This is a genomic window from Vibrio diazotrophicus, from assembly GCF_038452265.1.
Lineage (GTDB): Bacteria > Pseudomonadota > Gammaproteobacteria > Enterobacterales > Vibrionaceae > Vibrio > Vibrio diazotrophicus.
In genome coordinates, this window is record NZ_CP151842.1 from 1,347,183 (window position 1) to 1,366,394 (window position 19,212).

Annotated in this window: 12 protein-coding genes; 7 read left to right on the forward strand and 5 right to left on the reverse strand. The window is 44.7% G+C overall.

The genetic code is table 11. From position 1 onward, the window contains the following. Positions 1–58: 58 nt before the first annotated feature. Entirely contained in the window at positions 59–775 is a 717-nt protein-coding gene (locus AAGA51_RS06095) for an NAD(P)H-binding protein (RefSeq protein WP_042488470.1), read from the reverse strand. A gap of 165 nt (positions 776–940) precedes the next feature. Between AAGA51_RS06095 and cobT the strand changes: the two genes are divergently transcribed. The 6 genes from cobT (at position 941) to btuD (ending at position 6,455) form a co-directional block, all read left to right on the forward strand. Beyond that, positions 941–1,969 (forward strand): nicotinate-nucleotide--dimethylbenzimidazole phosphoribosyltransferase, encoded by a 1,029-nt coding sequence (gene cobT / locus AAGA51_RS06100; RefSeq protein ID WP_042488475.1) that lies wholly within the window; start codon positions 941–943, stop codon positions 1,967–1,969. Beyond that, positions 1,969–2,769: an adenosylcobinamide-GDP ribazoletransferase gene (locus tag AAGA51_RS06105; protein ID WP_042488477.1), complete on the forward strand. Its 801-nt coding sequence runs from the start codon at positions 1,969–1,971 to the stop codon at positions 2,767–2,769. Before cobT ends, AAGA51_RS06105 begins: the two co-directional genes overlap by 1 nt. Beyond that, positions 2,766–3,320, forward strand: coding sequence for a bifunctional adenosylcobinamide kinase/adenosylcobinamide-phosphate guanylyltransferase (cobU, locus tag AAGA51_RS06110; protein WP_042488480.1), 555 nt, complete (start codon positions 2,766–2,768; stop codon positions 3,318–3,320). Before AAGA51_RS06105 ends, cobU begins: the two co-directional genes overlap by 4 nt. 265 nt (positions 3,321–3,585) lie before the next feature. Then, complete coding sequence (locus AAGA51_RS06115) at positions 3,586–4,614, forward strand: succinylglutamate desuccinylase (protein WP_042488482.1); 1,029 nt, start codon at positions 3,586–3,588, stop codon at positions 4,612–4,614. Between the two features lie 103 nt (positions 4,615–4,717). Beyond that, positions 4,718–5,713 (forward strand): vitamin B12 ABC transporter permease BtuC, encoded by a 996-nt coding sequence (btuC, locus tag AAGA51_RS06120; protein ID WP_042488485.1) that lies wholly within the window; start codon positions 4,718–4,720, stop codon positions 5,711–5,713. After that, positions 5,700–6,455: a vitamin B12 ABC transporter ATP-binding protein BtuD gene (btuD, locus tag AAGA51_RS06125; protein WP_042488488.1), complete on the forward strand. Its 756-nt coding sequence runs from the start codon at positions 5,700–5,702 to the stop codon at positions 6,453–6,455. The genes btuC and btuD overlap by 14 nt, the downstream gene beginning before the upstream one ends. Before the next feature lie 275 nt (positions 6,456–6,730). Here btuD and AAGA51_RS06130 read toward each other — a convergent pair whose 3' ends face one another. The 4 genes from AAGA51_RS06130 to AAGA51_RS06145 form a co-directional block, all read right to left on the reverse strand. After that, positions 6,731–7,306, reverse strand: coding sequence for a nucleoside triphosphate pyrophosphohydrolase family protein (locus AAGA51_RS06130; RefSeq protein WP_042488492.1), 576 nt, complete (start codon positions 7,304–7,306; stop codon positions 6,731–6,733). A 120-nt stretch (positions 7,307–7,426) separates the two neighbouring features. Continuing rightward, a complete protein-coding gene (locus tag AAGA51_RS06135; protein ID WP_042488495.1) occupies positions 7,427–7,777 on the reverse strand; it encodes a DUF2750 domain-containing protein in 351 nt (116 codons plus the stop codon). 121 nt (positions 7,778–7,898) lie between these two features. Beyond that, complete coding sequence (locus AAGA51_RS06140) at positions 7,899–8,522, reverse strand: OmpA family protein (RefSeq protein WP_081878748.1); 624 nt, start codon at positions 8,520–8,522, stop codon at positions 7,899–7,901. 1 nt (position 8,523) lies between these two features. Further along, positions 8,524–9,837 carry a TolC family outer membrane protein gene (locus AAGA51_RS06145; protein ID WP_042488517.1) on the reverse strand — a complete coding sequence of 438 codons (1,314 nt, stop codon included), beginning with the start codon at positions 9,835–9,837 and terminating at the stop codon, positions 8,524–8,526. A gap of 436 nt (positions 9,838–10,273) precedes the next feature. On the opposite strand from AAGA51_RS06145, the gene AAGA51_RS06150 reads away from it, so the two are divergent. Further along, positions 10,274–19,192 carry a tandem-95 repeat protein gene (locus AAGA51_RS06150; RefSeq protein ID WP_342291553.1) on the forward strand — a complete coding sequence of 2,973 codons (8,919 nt, stop codon included), beginning with the start codon at positions 10,274–10,276 and terminating at the stop codon, positions 19,190–19,192. Positions 19,193–19,212: the final 20 nt, after the last annotated feature.

Consider the following 19,212-nt stretch of genomic DNA (forward strand, 5'->3'; position numbering starts at 1 on the left):
TTTGTTCAGTAACTTATCTCATCGTCTGGCTAACTATTGGGCAAGTTACGGTCTGATGTTAACGGTACTTTTCCAGCATAAGTCGCATGGCGATGCTATCGAGTACGGTCACATGCTTTGAATCTGTATCGAACAAGCTGTAAAGCATGCTTCTGGCCACTGCCTCTGCGCTTATTGGGATGAGATTTCTTAGTTTTCCAAACATTAGGTATTTGCCGACTTTCATAAAGTTTTGCAGTAGAACTTCATCTGGGCGAGTGATGGTTCTGCTGCCTACTAAAGGACCTGGCCTGACGAACGTGACCTGCGAAAAGCCGATTTGACGAATGGTTTCTTCCATTCGACCTTTGCAGCGTAAATAGTGGGAGCCAGATCTTGGATGCGCGCCGTAACTAGAAACAACCGCTAACCTTTCAACTCCGAGCAATTTCATTTGCTGAGCGACATGACAAACGAGTTCGAAATCGATTTTTTCCAATCCTTGCTTTGAACCAGCCAGTTTTAACGTCGTGCCCAGTGCGATGATCCCCAATGTTGGGCGACTGTTTGAGTTTTCCCAATGTTTTATGTTCAGTTCTGCATCTATAAGCTGGGTTAACTTACCATTTGCTGTTGAGAGAGACTCTGGCGCAAGTGGCTTTCTGCTCAAGGTAAAAATATGTTCAAGTGCGTGCTCATTTAAAGCAATGTCTAGACAAGATGAACCGACTAAACCTGATGCTCCCGCGATAATGAGAACGGGTTTGTTTGTTGCTGTAAAAGGGGCGTCTTTCATCGTTGCTTCCCAGTTGTTTAATGTCATGCTGTGAAATTAAGCTAATTACTCGACAATATACAAGTATTTCATTTATTGGCGCTTTGTAGGTTTGGCGTCGGATGGATTTTGTGAGTAGACTGCGTCATCTCTTTTGAAATTTAAGCATTGTTCAAGGAATCAATAATGTTAGATCTATCGTTTAACGATGCAATTTGGCACCGTATTAATCAAAAAACCAAACCACTAGGTGCTTTAGGGCAATTAGAGCAAGTTGCTCATCAACTGGCGTTAATTCAAAGTCAGGGGCAGCAACAAGCGGTTGAACATATTGCGATTCAACAGCCAACGGTATTGGTATTTGCCGGTGACCATGGCATTGCGGATGAAGGGGTCAGTATTGCTCCTAGCGCTGTAACACAACAGATGGTACTGAACTTTTTGGCGGGTGGTGCTGCTATCAATTGTTTCTGCCGAGCGAATAATGTGGCAATGAAAGTCATTGATACAGGGATATTGTTGCCAGTAGATGCGCAGCATCCTGATTTTATTGTTCAACGTTTAGGTGTTCGCACCGAGAATTTTGCTAACCAGCCAGCTATGTCGTTAGAGCAAGTTGAGCAAGGATTAGATCACGGTCAGTCACTGGTTGAAAGTGTGATTGATGCTGGCAGCAACTTAGTGATGTTCGGTGAGATGGGCATTGCTAATACTTCAAGTGCTGCCGCTCTGTTAGCCAGCTTGTCTGATTTGCCTGTTGAAGAGTGTGTTGGTAAAGGCACGGGTATTTCTGATCAGCAGCTTGAGAAAAAGTATCAACTGGTCGCGAAAGGCGTAGAACGCTCTAAAGGCAAGGGCGTGAAAGAGGTGCTTGCCGAGGTTGGTGGATACGAGATCGTTCAAATGGTAGGCGCATTTTTGGGTGCTTATCGTAAGCGTACACCTGTGCTCGTTGATGGGTTTATTGTCACGGTCGCCGCTTATGTTGCCACGCTTATTGAACCAGAGTGCAGAGACTATATGATATTTGCACACTGTTCTGACGAATCGGGGCACAAAAAAGTGCTGAACTTATTAGAAGCAACGCCTCTGTTGAACCTACATTTGAGACTCGGTGAAGGTACAGGCGCGGTTCTCGCAGTTCCACTCATTAAGGCGGCAGCCGAGTTTTACAACAACATGGCGAGTTTTGCTGAGGCAGGAGTGACAGTGTAATGCTGCCCAGACTCAAATATCAGTTTGAACTGTTTCTTTTGGCGCTCAGTTTCTTTTCTCGAATTCCTGTGCCCGCCAATTTGCCGTATAGCAGTGAAAGGATGAATCAGTCTGGCCGATATTTTGCGTTGGTTGGAATACTTCTTGGGGCAATTTGCGCTGGCTTCTATGCTTTAGCTGATCTGCTTTTGACACCTGAAATCAGCATTTTTTTGACCATGGTGCTGAGCTTGATGCTGACCGGAGCCTTCCATGAAGATGGACTTGCCGATATGGCGGATGGTGTTGGTGGAGGAATGACGGTAGAGCGTCGTTTAAGCATCATGAAAGATAGCCGGATCGGCACTTATGGTTCGGCCGCGTTAATAATGGCTCTGTTGGGTAAATATGTGTTGCTGGTTGCGGCCAGCGACATTATTTCCCTTATCCCCATTTGGTTGGTGGGCTACACGTTAAGTCGCGCTGTCGCGTCATCCTTCATCTTCAATACGCCCTATGTGTCCGACAGTGATACTAGCAAAAGTAAACCGTTAGCCCACAAACAGAGCTACAACGAATTGGCTGTGGTTGTCATCACTGGTTTAGTGCCTTGCGTGTTGTTAGATGGTTATTTGACTCTGGCCCTTATTGCTTTAGCGGTTGTTTTTCGTCAGCTATTCAGACGTTGGTTGATCCGCCGACTTGGAGGGTTTACCGGTGACTGTCTGGGGGCTGCACAACAGCTCATGGAATTGATGATCTATCTTGTGGTTGTCGTTTTTGCGCAAAATGGTTTACCCGTTTTAGGAGCTGAGTGGTGACAGTACGCTTGATACTTGGTGGGGCAAGAAGCGGAAAATCCAGTTTTGCTGAGCAATTAGCAAAGAGCAAAGTGCGTTTTGATAGTACAAAAGCGTTGCACTACGTAGCGACAGCGATCGCATTTGATGAGGAGATGGAGACCCGAATACAACATCACCAAAATCAGCGCGGAAATGGCTGGATTGAACATGAATGCCCTTACGAATTGGCGCAAACTCTTGAGCAGTTATCTAGTGATGATGTAGTGCTGGTGGACTGCCTGACACTTTGGTTGAATAACGTGATTTACAATCACGGTCAAATGCGCGATTCGAAACAAATAGAGTTGGTAATCCGGCATCTTATCGATGTGTTAAAACAGAGTCGGGCAGATATTACGTTGGTATCCAATGAAGTCGGCATGGGGCTAACACCTGAAGGTGAAGTATCGCGTCTATTTATTGAATATGCAGGTTTGATGAATCAATGGATTGGAGAGCTCTCTTCTGAGGTAATTTTCGTCGCCGCTGGTTTAGCAAAAGTACTAAAGGGACCAAACTCAGAGTTGTAAACTGCGGTGTGTGATAAAAGAAAATCCAAAATTGAGATTTAAGACAAGCGTTTCAACGAATTGGAACTGATAGGGTATAGAGTCTCAATAACAGTTAGGATAGAATTCGCCTTCAATGTCATTCAGTTAATAGTCGAACAGGTTATCAAAGTACAGCAGGCATATTTCATTTTATATTGAAGTTCAGCTCAATAAGTGAGATCGCTTCAACATAAATTGTTTGCTCAATTCTTTAACATACCGCTGTGCAATAAAGGAGTAGCGCATGACGAAGTCTCTATTTCGCCAATCTTTTCTCTTCGACAGTCTAGATCTTGAACAATCCGTAAAGTGTACAGCGGTGACTACACCGGCAGGCGTCACTCTCAAATTGCTTCAACGCGGTATTTTAGAAGTTGTGCCAGCTAAACACGACGACGATACCAAAAACATCGTTATTTCTTGTGGTATTCATGGCGACGAAACGGCTCCAATGGAGCTTATCGATAAACTCGTGAATGATATTTTGAGTGGCTTCCAGACGGTAAACGAAAGATGTTTATTCATCATCGCGAATCCTGAAGCAACCAAGCTGCATAAACGTTCATTAGATGAAGATTTGAATCATCTGTTTGACGAAAAAGCCCACGAAGAAAGCAAAGAACTAGCCATAGCAGATAACCTTAAACTGGTGATTAAGGATTTCTATGCTGAGAGCGATGTAAAGTCTCGCTGGCATTTAGATCTGCATTGCGCTTATCGTGATTCAAAACATTATTCATTTGCGGTCAGCCCTAAATCGCGTCATCCAGTGCGCAGTAAAGAGCTATTGGATTTTGTCGAGAATGGTCACATTGATGCAGTGATGTTCTCTAATGCGCCAGCAAGTACTTTTAGTTGGTACAGTGCGGAAACCTACGCTGCACAAGCCATGATGATTGAACTCGGTCGTGTCGCTGAAATCGGCTCTAACGATTTACAGTGCCTAACGGCATTTGATTTGTCGCTACGTGATTTGGTTTCCAGAAGCCAATCTGAGCATTTACCTAGAAAGGCTACGATGTACCGCGTGAGCCGAACGATTGTTCGTATTCATGACGACTTTGATTTCTTGTTTGACGATAATATCTCCAACTTTACGAGCTTTATGCATGGCGAAGTTTTTGGTCATGATGGCGATAAACCACTGATGGCGAAAAATGAAGAGGAAGCGATCGTGTTTCCCAATCGTCATGCAGCGGTGGGCGAACGTGCTGCATTAATGGTGTGTAAAGTAAAAATTCGTTATGAAGACGGTCAAGCGGTATACGATTAAAAGGTTTATCACTCGTCTTTTATATTGAAGCTTTATATTTGAATGGCTTAACGGTAAGGTTAAGCCATTCTTTTTTGAACCGTTATTTTTTACATGAACGTCTATGGATTTTAGTCAACTCATGCTGCTTAAGCAGCAGCGCTGGATACGAGCAGGCTATCTTTTGCTCGCATTGTTAGCATTAGCCAGCGTGGTCTATCTGATGGTTGGTGAAATCTTTATCTCGCCTTTCAGTTCCTTTGATACACTCGAAACTCGTTTGGTGTTTGATTTACGTTTGCCAAGGCTTTTTGCTGCCATGATGATTGGCGCTGCATTAGCGGTTTCCGGTGCAACTCTTCAAGTGTTACTTGGTAACGTGCTGGCAGAGCCGGGGATTATAGGTATCTCTGGCGGTGCAAGCGTTGCGATGGTGATCCTGCTGTTCTTCTTCCCGGCTATCGCTAGCCCTGAAGCTTTTATGATTTCTGCAATTATAGGGGCTCTGATCTTTACTTTATTGCTGGTGTTTATCGCCAACGCAATGAGGCTTACAACAACCCGACTGCTTTTGGTGGGGGTTGCGCTGGGTATCTTGTCTGGTTCTGTCGTCACATGGGCATTTTATTTCAGTGATGAACTGAGCTTACGTCAACTTATGTACTGGCTTATGGGGAGTATTGGCGGTGCTAGTTGGTATCAACACACTCTTACTCTTATCGCATTGCCTGTTATGGGATGGTTGCTTTATCAGGGATCCGTATTGGACAAACTGATGCTTGGAGAAACCCATGCTAAACAGCTAGGTGTAGATGTTGCCAGCATTCGCTGGAAACTGATCATCGCCGTATCCGTTTTAGTAGGTGCTGCGGTTGCTCTAGGAGGCGTGATAGGCTTTGTTGGCTTGGTGGTGCCCCATTTATTGCGCTTAGCTCTAGGCTCTGAAAACCGCATGCTATTGCCACTGAGTGCTGTCAGCGGCGCTCTTCTGATGGTATTAGCTGATATTGTTGCGCGCTTGGCTCTGGATTCTGCAGAGCTGCCATTAGGCGTTGTCACTACCACTATTGGCGCACCCATTTTTATTTGGATGCTGGTAAGAAATCATGATTCGCGTTAATAGCCTGCACGTTAAAGAACGTTTACTACCTTTGTCATTCCAATGCCAAGCAGGGGAAATACTTCATGTTGTTGGTCCTAATGGCAGTGGTAAAAGCACGCTTCTCTCTGCATTGGCTGGGGTGATTGACTGTGCAGGAGATGTTTTCCTCGGCGATTTTGATATCAAGAAAAACTCTTTGAGTGAGTTGGCTTTGCGCAGAGCTTACCTATCTCAGAGTGAGAAGCCCGCTTTTAATCTCGATGTCTTCCAATACCTCGCGTTATCTCTCCCCATTAATAGTTCACTGCATGACTCTAAAGTTAAAGAAGCGGTGAAGCTGTTTACTCATTTATTGAAGATTGACGATAAGCTTCACCGCTCTATTCATCAGTTATCTGGTGGAGAATGGCAACGCGTGCGACTCGCAGGTAGCTGTCTGCAAGTTTGGCCTGCTATTAATCCTTATGCTCAACTCCTTATTCTTGATGAACCAGGTGCACCATTAGATATCGCCCAAGAAGGGATGCTTTATCAATTGATTGCGAAAATGGCGCAAGAGGGATTGGCTGTTGTTATGGCGAACCACGATTTGAACCGAAGCTTGCAGAACGCAAACAAAGTGTTGCTGCTTGAGCAAGGTGTCGTACAGAGTATCGGTGAGCCGAAAGAAGTCTTAAGTGAAGATAATTTACGTAATGTGTTTAACACTTCTGTGAGATGTGTCTCTCTTGATGGTAAACCATACTTGGTTTTCGATTAGTTTTGGTGCACTGAGCACAAATCTGGGTCAGTTTCAAAAGGTCTTGTGTACTAACTTATTGTTTATATTAAGGGTGAAAGATTAATTTCTTTAAATATCAATTAGTTATTATTTATTTAAAAGTTGGCACACTATTAGCATTAATAAGAGTGATACATTCTCGTTCTTGTTAGGCTTTTTATAGTCTCATTAGCCACCTTGCTCCCAAGGTGGCCTTTTTTTATCTGCAATTCCGCTAGCCTAAAGGCTGCCGACATTCAAAAAGCAGTTAAAAACTATTGAGTTAGAGCTTCTAGGTTTGCTGGACGGTAATAAACGGACTTCAGGACTTTACCTTGACGAATGGTTTTGCTTTCAGACACGAAGTCTTCTGCACATTTCGCGATGAGATAATCGCCTTTTTGTACAGCCATTAGTTTAATACCTTGCTCAGCGTAGAACGCTTCTGTATCGCCATATTCTTTTTCGTTGCGACAAACTTTGCTCATGTTGGAGCTATGAACCTCATCCCAACAAGGAAGGAAATCAATACCACGATTGACCGCAACATTCAGTAGTAGGTCGATCAAGTAGCTGATGGCGATGTTGTCATTGATATTGCGATGACCAAGGTGCACGAGGCGACCCATAAGTACATATACGCTGTCCACAATCGCATCCGCTTGTTCAGTTTTGCTGTCTGCTTCAGCCAGTTCGGTCAGTTCTTCGATGGCTAATGAGGTATGAAGGGTATCTGCTTTTGCATCTAAGCTTGCTGGGTCCGCTACTGGTAAGTCAAAAGTGCTACGGAATTCGTTGATGTCGCGGTATAGGTGATCGTAAATTTCTTGTGTCAGCTTAGATAAATGCATGGGTTCAATCCAGTTGAAAATAAACAGGTCGTCATAGTACCAAAGCTCGTACTACAAATACAAAACAAGACGCTAATCGCGTCTTGTTTAAGTGGTCATGAAAGGGCTATGCCAATTCACTTAAAGATACATTTTTGCCAGTTCTGAAGGCTCAAGTTCTTTTCCGTCTAAAGTTTGGTTCCAGTTAGTGCCAACAAGAACGCCGTCTTCATCAAGAGTGATCAGCCAATCTTCAACGAAAATATCCAGTGGGATCTCTAGAACTTCGAAGTCTGCCCATTCTTCAACATTGTGCAGCTCAGCGTCTTCTTTTGAAGACCAGAAAGGCATTACTTCGCTTTCTTCAAATTCTGTTGATTCACAAGATAACCAACCTTCTTCATTACGCAAACCCCAAACCAGTTGGTTTTCTTGGGTTTCTTTGATGAAAAGTTCTAGGTTAGCTTGAACATCTGCTGTTAATTTGCTCATTTTATTTTCTCATTAAGAATGATGCACGAAGGGTAGCACTTTGAGGCATTTTTTCCCATTAAGATTTGGATAACTCACAATAAAAAGGCGGCTAATCGGCCGCCTTTACTGATATGTAGGTTTATTTAGGCAGTGCCGTAAATATGCTCCACTCTTTGACGATTGCACCTTTGTAGCCAACCACCGTCGCTGTCACTCGACGATTTAGTGCATGAGCGACTTGTGTATCACCATGAGAAGCAAGTTCAGTGTCGCCGAAACCAACAATTCTCACTCTGTTGCGCTCAACACCGTAGCGTAGTAATTGAGCTTCTACTGCTTCAGAACGTCGTTTAGATAGGTTGAGGTTATATTCTTCGCTACCGACTTTACTTGCATAGCCTTTGATTTCAATAGAAGCAGAAGGGTAGGTGTTTAAAAATTCTGCCATTTGACGAATCTGACTAACAAACACCGGAGGAATATCACTAGAATCATTAGCAAATAGGATGTGTAAGCTTTGTAGCTTCGACGTTTTAACAAAGGTACCACACCCGTCATTATCGATTTCCGATAGTGAAGGAGTATCTGGGCAAAGATCCCGAGCGTTGATTACACCATCGTTATCATCATCTTCAAGATCTGCGACTTGATTGATCTGCGGTAGAGCAATGTAATCATATTCATCGCTAGCTACATTTTCTTCAGCATAAGCGAACATCGCAGCACTTAACGTCGCTGTAAGAATAACAAATGTGCCTTTCATCTTAGTATTTCACCTTCTCTGTCCATTCCGGAGCGACATCAACTCGCAATGCATCTAGTAAATTACCTGTAGCGTTCATAACGCGATACTTTGCATATTGCTCAGCGTATTTCGCATCCAAATAGTCTTTACGGGCTTCAAACAGTTCATTTTCTGTATTGAGTAAGTCAAGAAGCGTACGTTGACCAATCAAATACTGTTTGCGATATGAAGCAACGGTTTGGGAAGTTGAATCCACATGGTCAGCTAAAAATTCTTTTTGCTGCAGCGTCAGATCGAGAGCGCTCCATGACAAACGTAAGCCTTCCTCTACGGCACGGAATGTATTTTCACGTAAATCTTTTGCTTTATTGAGTTGATAAGCGGCGCTTTCGGATTGATCACTATCGCTACCACCATTGAAAATGTTATAGCGTAATCTCACCATTGCACTGAGTTCATCACCACTGCCTTCCTTACCTCCCGCATCGTCATACCAACGTTGAGATGCTTCCAACGAAATAGTTGGATAGTAGGGCGCTTTTGACTGTTTATATTGAAAACGAGCTGCGTCTACATCTGTTTGCGCCACTTTAATGACTGGATGTTCATCGAATGCTTTTTTCAGAGCGTCATCAATAGTGTAAGAAATTGCAGTACTGTCCGCTCGAGGAAAGGTTAAACCTAAAGGCTCTTGACCGACTAAACGGCGAAATTGAGTATGCGTATCGTACAAATTGTTTTGTGCCGCAAGTAAGTTACCCATTGCTTTAGCGATGCGAGCTTCAACTTGAGTTACATCGGCGATAGACCCTACACCAGAATCAGCACGTTTTTTTATATCACGATAGATTTCTTTATGCGTTGCCAGGTTTTTTTCTGAAAGTACGAGAATTTCGTAAGCTTTGGTCGCTTCAAGATAAACATCAGTGACTTCTAGTGCTTTATTAGAAGCATCAGCAAGAAGTTGGTAGCGGTCTGATTCTGCTTCAGCAGCTGTACGATCCATATCATTTAATGTTGATGAGCCATCCCAAATAAGTTGATTAAGAGTGAGGGCTGCATCTTTACGAGTCATATCTGTATCAGGATTACCAGTAGACGAGGCGGGATTTATACCTTCGTATCCAATACCAGCATCGAGGTCGATTTTAGGTAAATATGCCCCAGAAGAAGCATTTGAATCAGATAAGCGACTTTTATATTGGTTAAACGCACTTTTCAATTCAGGGTTTGCAGCAAGAGTCAATGACACAGCTTGTTCAAGTGTCTGTGCAGACACGGATCCTGCGAGCACTAAAGAGCAGAAAAGTGTTTTAGTTGGTAACCCTTTCAAGATGAACTCCATCAAAAATGACATGTACAACGGACATCGAGTCTAAGGCAAAAGGAGTCTCATTGATAAGACGAGTACTTAGATGTGTCAAAAATGTGACTAAAAATGTGATGAATATAGGTTTTTTGCATAGTTTTAGGTTGATGTATAACAAATGCTTTATGTAACACATTAATGAATAAGTATTTTCTGTATGTAATGCGGTAAGAAAAACCTTACACAAATGCTATCATGAAATGTGATGTTAATTCATGGAATTATTTGTCGTAAAAATAAGAAGTGTCAATAAAATGTTATTTTGATGCAATTTTCACCTTTGTTAGACGGTTTAACGATGATATCGTAAGTCAGATTTTTCCCACAAAATATTCGGGGTTATATCGAATATTAGACGGTTAAATATATAACTGTTTGTAACGTGTATTTTGAGGCTTATATGGCAAAAGGTTCTTTATTTTCAATCGCAAGTCTTGCTGTAAATCAAATGATAGTGATTGACAAAAATGGCGATATAAAAATAGCGACGATTGGCGAAAAATTGCCAGAAGGAGCCGTGATCATCCAAAGAGGAGATGAAGCTGGTTTCAATAACGAAGCTACTACTCAACTCGTTGATCAAAATAATGAGCTTCAAGATGTTACAGATGATGTTGCGCAGTTACTTGCAGCCTTAGAAGAAGGTCAAGACCCTACTCAACTTGATGAAGAATTAGCTCCTGCTGCGGGTGGGAGTAATGGTTCCGCACCTACTGATAGTGCAAGCATTGACCGTGTGGGTTCAGAAATTATTGCTAGTACAAATTTCAGTACAACTGGATTTGAATCATTAGGTTTTTCTCAAACTCAAAGCCTCGCCTTAATCAATCTTAATCGTTCAAACTCGAATGTTATTACAGAAGCCGCAGACAGAAACTCAGATCCAAAAGCCCAAAATGACACTATCTCAGTAGATGAAGACACTTCAGTAACCATTGATGTATTAAGCAATGACTCAGACAAAGATGGCGATACGTTAACCATCGTTTCTGCAACAGTTCCTCTAGAACAAGGATCTGTTGAAATCGTTGGCGGGAAACTCGTATTCACTCCAGCGGAAAACTACAACGGCCAAACGAACATCGAATACACCATTAGTGACGGTCAAGGTGGTTTGGATACCGCGAAGGTGACCGTGACGGTCAATCCGGTGAACGATGCACCAGTGGCGTACGCAGACAGTCAGACAACGAACGAAGACACGGTACTGAATGAACAAGTACCGGAAGCGACGGACGTGGATGGCACCATCAACGTCAACGGCTACGCACTGGTCACGGGCGTTGGTGAAGGCAACGGTCATTTGGTGTTCAATCCGGATGGCAGTTACAGCTTCACGCCGGGCAGCGATTTTGACAGTTTGTCGGTGGGTGACAGTCGTGAGGTGAGCTTCACGTACACGGCGAGCGATAACGACAATGGCGTGAGTGAGCCGAAGACCATCACGATCACTGTGACGGGTACCAACGACATTCCGGTGGCGTACGCAGACAGTCAGACAACGAACGAAGACACGGTACTGAATGAGCAAGTACCGGAAGCGACGGACGTGGATGGCACCATTAACGTCAACGGCTACGCACTGGTAGAGGGCGTTGGTGAAGGCAACGGTCATTTGGTGTTCAATCCGGATGGCAGTTACAGCTTCACGCCGGGCAGCGATTTTGACAGTTTGTCGGTGGGTGACAGTCGTGAGGTGAGCTTCACGTACACGGCGAGCGATAACGACAATGGCGTGAGTGAGCCGAAGACCATCACGATCACTGTGACGGGCACCAACGACATTCCGGTGGCGTACGCAGACAGTCAGACAACGAACGAAGACACGGTACTGAATGAGCAAGTACCGGAAGCGACGGACGTGGATGGCACCATTAACGTCAACGGCTACGCACTGGTAGAGGGCGTTGGAGAAGGCAACGGTCATTTGGTGTTCAATCCGGATGGCAGTTACAGCTTCACGCCGGGCAGCGATTTTGACAGTTTGTCGGTGGGTGACAGCCGTGAGGTGAGCTTCACGTACACGGCGAGCGATAACGACAATGGCGTGAGTGAGCCGAAGACCATCACGATCACTGTGACGGGCACCAACGACATTCCGGTGGCGTACGCAGACAGTCAGACAACGAACGAAGACACGGTACTGAATGAGCAAGTACCGGAAGCGACGGACGTGGATGGCACCATTAACGTCAACGGCTACGCACTGGTAGAGGGCGTTGGTGAAGGCAACGGTCATTTGGTGTTCAATCCGGATGGCAGTTACAGCTTCACGCCGGGCAGCGATTTTGACAGTTTGTCGGTGGGTGACAGTCGTGAGGTGAGCTTCACGTACACGGCGAGCGATAACGACAATGGCGTGAGTGAGCCGAAGACCATCACGATCACTGTGACGGGCACCAACGACATTCCGGTGGCGTACGCAGACAGTCAGACAACGAACGAAGACACGGTACTGAATGAGCAAGTACCGGAAGCGACGGACGTGGATGGCACCATTAACGTCAACGGCTACGCACTGGTAGAGGGCGTTGGTGAAGGCAACGGTCATTTGGTGTTCAATCCGGATGGCAGTTACAGCTTCACGCCGGGCAGCGATTTTGACAGTTTGTCGGTGGGTGACAGTCGTGAGGTGAGCTTCACGTACACGGCGAGCGATAACGACAATGGCGTGAGTGAGCCGAAGACCATCACGATCACTGTGACGGGCACCAACGACATTCCGGTGGCGTACGCAGACAGTCAGACAACGAACGAAGACACGGTACTGAATGAGCAAGTACCGGAAGCGACGGACGTGGATGGCACCATTAACGTCAACGGCTACGCACTGGTAGAGGGCGTTGGAGAAGGCAACGGTCATTTGGTGTTCAATCCGGATGGCAGTTACAGCTTCACGCCGGGCAGCGATTTTGACAGTTTGTCGGTGGGTGACAGCCGTGAGGTGAGCTTCACGTACACGGCGAGCGATAACGACAATGGCGTGAGTGAGCCGAAGACCATCACGATCACTGTGACGGGCACCAACGACATTCCGGTGGCGTACGCAGACAGTCAGACAACGAACGAAGACACGGTACTGAATGAGCAAGTACCGGAAGCGACGGACGTGGATGGCACCATTAACGTCAACGGCTACGCACTGGTAGAGGGCGTTGGTGAAGGCAACGGTCATTTGGTGTTCAATCCGGATGGCAGTTACAGCTTCACGCCGGGCAGCGATTTTGACAGTTTGTCGGTGGGTGACAGTCGTGAGGTGAGCTTCACGTACACGGCGAGCGATAACGACAATGGCGTGAGTGAGCCGAAGACCATCACGATCACTGTGACGGGCACCAACGACATTCCGGTGGCGTACGCAGACAGTCAGACAACGAACGAAGACACGGTACTGAATGAGCAAGTACCGGAAGCGACGGACGTGGATGGCACCATTAACGTCAACGGCTACGCACTGGTAGAGGGCGTTGGAGAAGGCAACGGTCATTTGGTGTTCAATCCGGATGGCAGTTACAGCTTCACGCCGGGCAGCGATTTTGACAGTTTGTCGGTGGGTGACAGTCGTGAGGTGAGCTTCACGTACACGGCGAGCGATAACGACAATGGCGTGAGTGAGCCGAAGACCATCACGATCACTGTGACGGGCACCAACGACATTCCGGTGGCGTACGCAGACAGTCAGACAACGAACGAAGACACGGTACTGAATGAGCAAGTACCGGAAGCGACGGACGTGGATGGCACCATTAACGTCAACGGCTACGCACTGGTAGAGGGCGTTGGAGAAGGCAACGGTCATTTGGTGTTCAATCCGGATGGCAGTTACAGCTTCACGCCGGGCAGCGATTTTGACAGTTTGTCGGTGGGTGACAGTCGTGAGGTGAGCTTCACGTACACGGCGAGCGATAACGACAATGGCGTGAGTGAGCCGAAGACCATCACGATCACTGTGACGGGCACCAACGACATTCCGGTGGCGTACGCAGACAGTCAGACAACGAACGAAGACACGGTACTGAATGAGCAAGTACCGGAAGCGACGGACGTGGATGGCACCATTAACGTCAACGGCTACGCACTGGTAGAGGGCGTTGGAGAAGGCAACGGTCATTTGGTGTTCAATCCGGATGGCAGTTACAGCTTCACGCCGGGCAGCGATTTTGACAGTTTGTCGGTGGGTGACAGTCGTGAGGTGAGCTTCACGTACACGGCGAGCGATAACGACAATGGCGTGAGTGAGCCGAAGACCATCACGATCACTGTGACGGGCACCAACGACATTCCGGTGGCGTACGCAGACAGTCAGACAACGAACGAAGACACGGTACTGAATGAGCAAGTACCGGAAGCGACGGACGTGGATGGCACCATTAACGTCAACGGCTACGCACTGGTAGAGGGCGTTGGAGAAGGCAACGGTCATTTGGTGTTCAATCCGGATGGCAGTTACAGCTTCACGCCGGGCAGCGATTTTGACAGTTTGTCGGTGGGTGACAGCCGTGAGGTGAGCTTCACGTACACGGCGAGCGATAACGACAATGGCGTGAGTGAGCCAAAAACCATCACGATCACTGTGACGGGCACCAACGACGTGCCTATAGCAGTAGACGACATCTACTCATCTTCTCAAGAGACAGTACTGTTTACTGAATCTTTTGAGGAAATGGTTTCGTTATCATCCGGTCGTTGGACAATTCTGTCTAACGAGGAATTAGAAGCAACCAGTGCATGGCAGTCAAGCCGTGGTTTAGAAATTCAAACTGATGGTGTGGTAACTAATGCTAGTGATGGCAACTATTATGCAGAGCTGGATGCTAATGTTAATACTTCAATAAAGACAACAATTGATACCACTGGACAAGACAGTGTTCGAGTAGAGTTTGACTACAACCCTCGTCATGATGGTAATTCGTCTTCAAATATGACATTTGCTGTTGGAACAGTTTTAGTATTTGTTTCTGCTGACGGTACTGTTAGTGCATCTCATGATGGAGTTTCTGTTGCAATCCAGGGACCAGATAATAATGGTTGGTACCATATCAGCGGAACTTTTCCAATATCGGAAGATGGTAGTACAGATTTGATTCTATCCGGTTCAGGTAAAAGTGATAGCTATGGTGCACTGGTAGATAATATTGTTGTAACTGGTGTTATAGATGCTGATCTAGTGACAACTGAGGACACAGCTTTAACGATTGATGTCGCTGAATTGTTAGCAAATGACTCTGACCCAGATGGTGATGCGATCTCAATTACATCGGTTTCAGCGACTTCTCAACATAACGGTACGGTCACTTTAGTGAACGGCACTATTGTTTATCAGCCAAACAGTAATTTTAGTGGTGTAGATAGCTTTACCTACACAATAAGTGACGGTAAGGGCGGTGTTGATACAGCTACTGTTACAGTGAAAGTGACTCCTGAAAATGATTCACCTGTCACTGAATCTGATGTTTCATTGGTTAATGAAGGCTCAACAATATCAGTTGAACAAAGCGTATTGCTAAATGATTCGGATGCAGACAAAGATTCATTAACTGTTGTTGGAGTAGCAAAAGATTCAAGCGGAAATGGCGAAGTAACTGCGGATCCTGATGATGGCAGTTTTACAATCGTGACTAGTTTAGGTGGTATTGTTGTTATGCAATCTAACGGTACATATACCTATACCGCTCCAGTTTTAGACCACAGTAATTCAGAGACGATTCAAGACAGTTTTACTTATTTAGCAAGTGATGGTGTAGATACTTCAGCTTGGACAACGGTTACGGTTGACGTTGTTGATACAGGAATAACAGCTATAGATGACTATGCCGAGATTGCTGAAGATACTAATTCTGTTGTTGGCAATGTTCTTACTAATGATCTTCAACCTGATACAGATCCTGATGCTGTAGTAACATCCGTCACCTATAACGGCGAAAAACACAGCATGCCTGAATCTGGTGTTCTTACGATAGATGCAGAAACGGGAACATTAGTTATTAATAGTAATGGTAGTTATACCTTTGTTGCTGCTGAAAGTAAGCCTTCCACGATAAGTATTGCTCCCAAAGACCTATCCGATAGTTCAGTAGTTTTAGTTTATGGCACCAAGTCTTCACAAAGTTTGATTGATAGCGATGGGAAAATAGTCCAATACAGTGAAAGCTTAAAAAACAACGTTACATCTACTTCTGGTCTAGGGGTTTCTAGCAAATCGAATAATCATGGCGATAGTCAAATCGACGTTGGTGAGTCTTTAATTGTTAAATTTAACTCATCAGTTAGCGCCGCTATTTTTGATTTGATAAATGTTCAGCAGGGCAACTCCAAAGGTACAGATGGTTCAATATTGATCACTGTTTACGACAGCTCAGGTAAAGTTGATTCGAGTGCAACCATTAGTTTCACAGATAACGACACAGTTGTTGTTACTGGTGATGATATTGGTTACGTTGTATTTGGTGCCTCTGATTCTGATACTAAGTATCGCTTAGGTGACAATATTGAAGTCACTTACGAGAATAACAACACAGCCGAAGAAGTGTTCACTTATACCGTAAAAGATGGTGATGGGGATTCATCAAGTGCTCAACTTACGATTAACGGTATTGATACTGTTAACGAAACTCCAGAAATTACCTTCTCTTCAGGGACAGATAACGTGGTTGTTTCAGAAGAAGGCTTGTCTGCTCTGAATGCTAACCCAGATTCTGAAGGTACTCCTGACACAACTAACGATTCTATTGCTCAAGGTACATTTTCTGTAAGTGATGTTGACACAGATAGTAGCGATCTGTCGGTCTCTCTGACTGCTCCAGATGTGGCTTTATACTCCAACAATGTCGCCATTGAATGGTCAACTGAAAATGGAAATCTAGTCGGTAAAGCTGGTAATGAAACCATACTGGTAATCAGCCTATCTCAGGATTCTTCGAATCCTAGTTCATACAGCTACACTGTCACTTTGTTGGGTTCATTAGATCACGCAGATAAAACAGCAGAAGATACGTTGTCTTTTGATGTTGGTGTAGAAGTTTCTGATGGTACAAATACTGTCAAAGATTCTATTACAGTGACAGTAGAAGACGATTCTCCAGATGTGCCAGTAAATATCGTCGTCAATGCTGTTGAACATAATGAAACCACGACGGTTTCGTTGGGTGAATTCAACTTTACTCAACGACCAAATGATTCAGGTTGTCACAATAATAATGCGTACACATTTGCTGATACAAATTCAGGAAACTCAGTCTTTGTATATGCAGTTGGCTTGCCTGGAACTTATCATCATGAAGAGTTAACCTTCTCCAATAACAGTGGTATGGGCGTCAAATCGTCATCAGTCTCTGGAATGATTAACGACAGAACTGATAGTGAAATCGATTATCAGTATGGTAATTCAGAAAAGATAGTCATGAAGTTGGGTGATAAAGTCGCCTATGGAATGCAAGTGAGTTTGGCTGAGTTCTACTCCAATGAGGGTGAGAAAGGTAAGATCATCTTCTTATTAGAGGGCAAAGTTGTACAGGAAGAAGACCTGATTGCCACTCATAGTAATGGCAGTTATTCGGCTAGCTTTAATGTTGCATCTGGTTTCGATGAAGTACGATTTGAAGCGGTAACAAACGGTAATGGTTGGTGTTCAGACAACAGTGATTACTCAATTAAATCTGTATCGTTTGAAAGTTTAATTGTCGATCCTGTAATTGCGACCGATGAAGGAACTATTACCGCTGATTTTGGTGCGGATGGCGCTGGTGTAATTACGTTAACAGGTGTAGCCGATACAAATATTAAAACGGCGGATGGTTTACCTGTAACCTTAGGGTCTACTGATGTTGTGGATGGGGTGAAAACTCAAGTCTGGGTAGATAGCCATGGCGATAAGGTTTTTGAAATAGAACTTAATTCGAGCACAGGTGAGTGGTCTTATAGACAGTTCGCTGAACTGGCAGAGGGTGATTCCGTTGAGATAACCTATGATGTCGTTGATGCAGATGGAGATATCGTATCGTCTACTTCACCAAATACCGGAACAGACAACGATTTCACATCTGGATTAAAAGGTGAGTTCTATAACGTAGGTTATCAACTTGGCACTATTGCTCAAGCTGTCTACGTAACCGAACATCAGAACGCTAATGCTACGTTTACTTCTTCTGAAATCAGTTACATTGGGCAGGACTGGGATGATCTTGGCGATTACGATTGGAGAAACGAGTCCACGAATCTCGAATCATGGCTGGGTGATGATGCTCAATCAGTAGAGTTTAAGAATAAGACAGATTCAAATGATGCTGTGGTTCGCCTTACTGGTGGTGTTGCGCTAGATGCGGGAACATATTCAATAAAAGTAAATGCAGATGACGGCTATAGAATCATTATTGATGGGCATACTGTTGCCTCATTTGATTCGAACACGCCTGTGAGGTCGGAAGAATTTACTTTTAGTGTCGATGAAAATGGTATTCACCAAATTGAAGTTATTTATTGGGACCAGGGCGGCGCGTATGTCCTGGAGGTTTCCCTAAATGATGGTTCTGGTTATGAACTACTTGGTAGTGAAGCGTATCCAACTTATTCAGGCTACAACGTAGAAATTACCGATTACGTTAACTCAGTAGGTACAAGCAACAACGATCATTTAGTGGGTACCGCAGCCAATGATCATATTCAAGGTTTAGGTGCTCAAGACCATTTGTCTGGTGATGCTGGTGATGACTGGCTGGAAGGTGGAGAGGGTGATGATCACTTGATCGGAGGCAGTGGCAAGGACATCTTAGATGGCGGCTCGGGTCAGGATTCACTGGCAGGTGGCTCTGGTGATGACAAGCTTTATGGCCAGCAAGGTGATGATTTATTGTCGGGAGAATCTGGTAGTGATTATCTAGAAGGTGGGCAAGGTCAAGATTACCTCTATGGTGGTTTGGGCAATGATATTCTTGTCGGTGGTGATGGCGATGACGTTCTCATTGGCGGCAACGGACATGACCAACTAACAGGTGGATCTGGTAGCGATGTATTTGTTATAGAAGGTTCAAATAGCTCAGATACGATTATGGACTTTAACATCCAAGAAGATATTGTTGATATTTCAGAACTTCTTAATATTGATAGCTCTAGTGATCATGATGCAATTCAAGCCTATCTAGACTCAGAGAGTTCTTCATTATCCATTACCGCTAATGGGGATGGTTCCGCGACCATCAGTGTTGCTGATCAGAACCATGCAATCCACTCAGCAGGCAGCTTCGGTGCGGATTCACACATTGTGTCGGGTGATATTGTATCTGTTCTGTTTAACAATCAAGAGTACACTCTAAAAGTGGATTAGCCCTTTAGCTAAACAAAAAG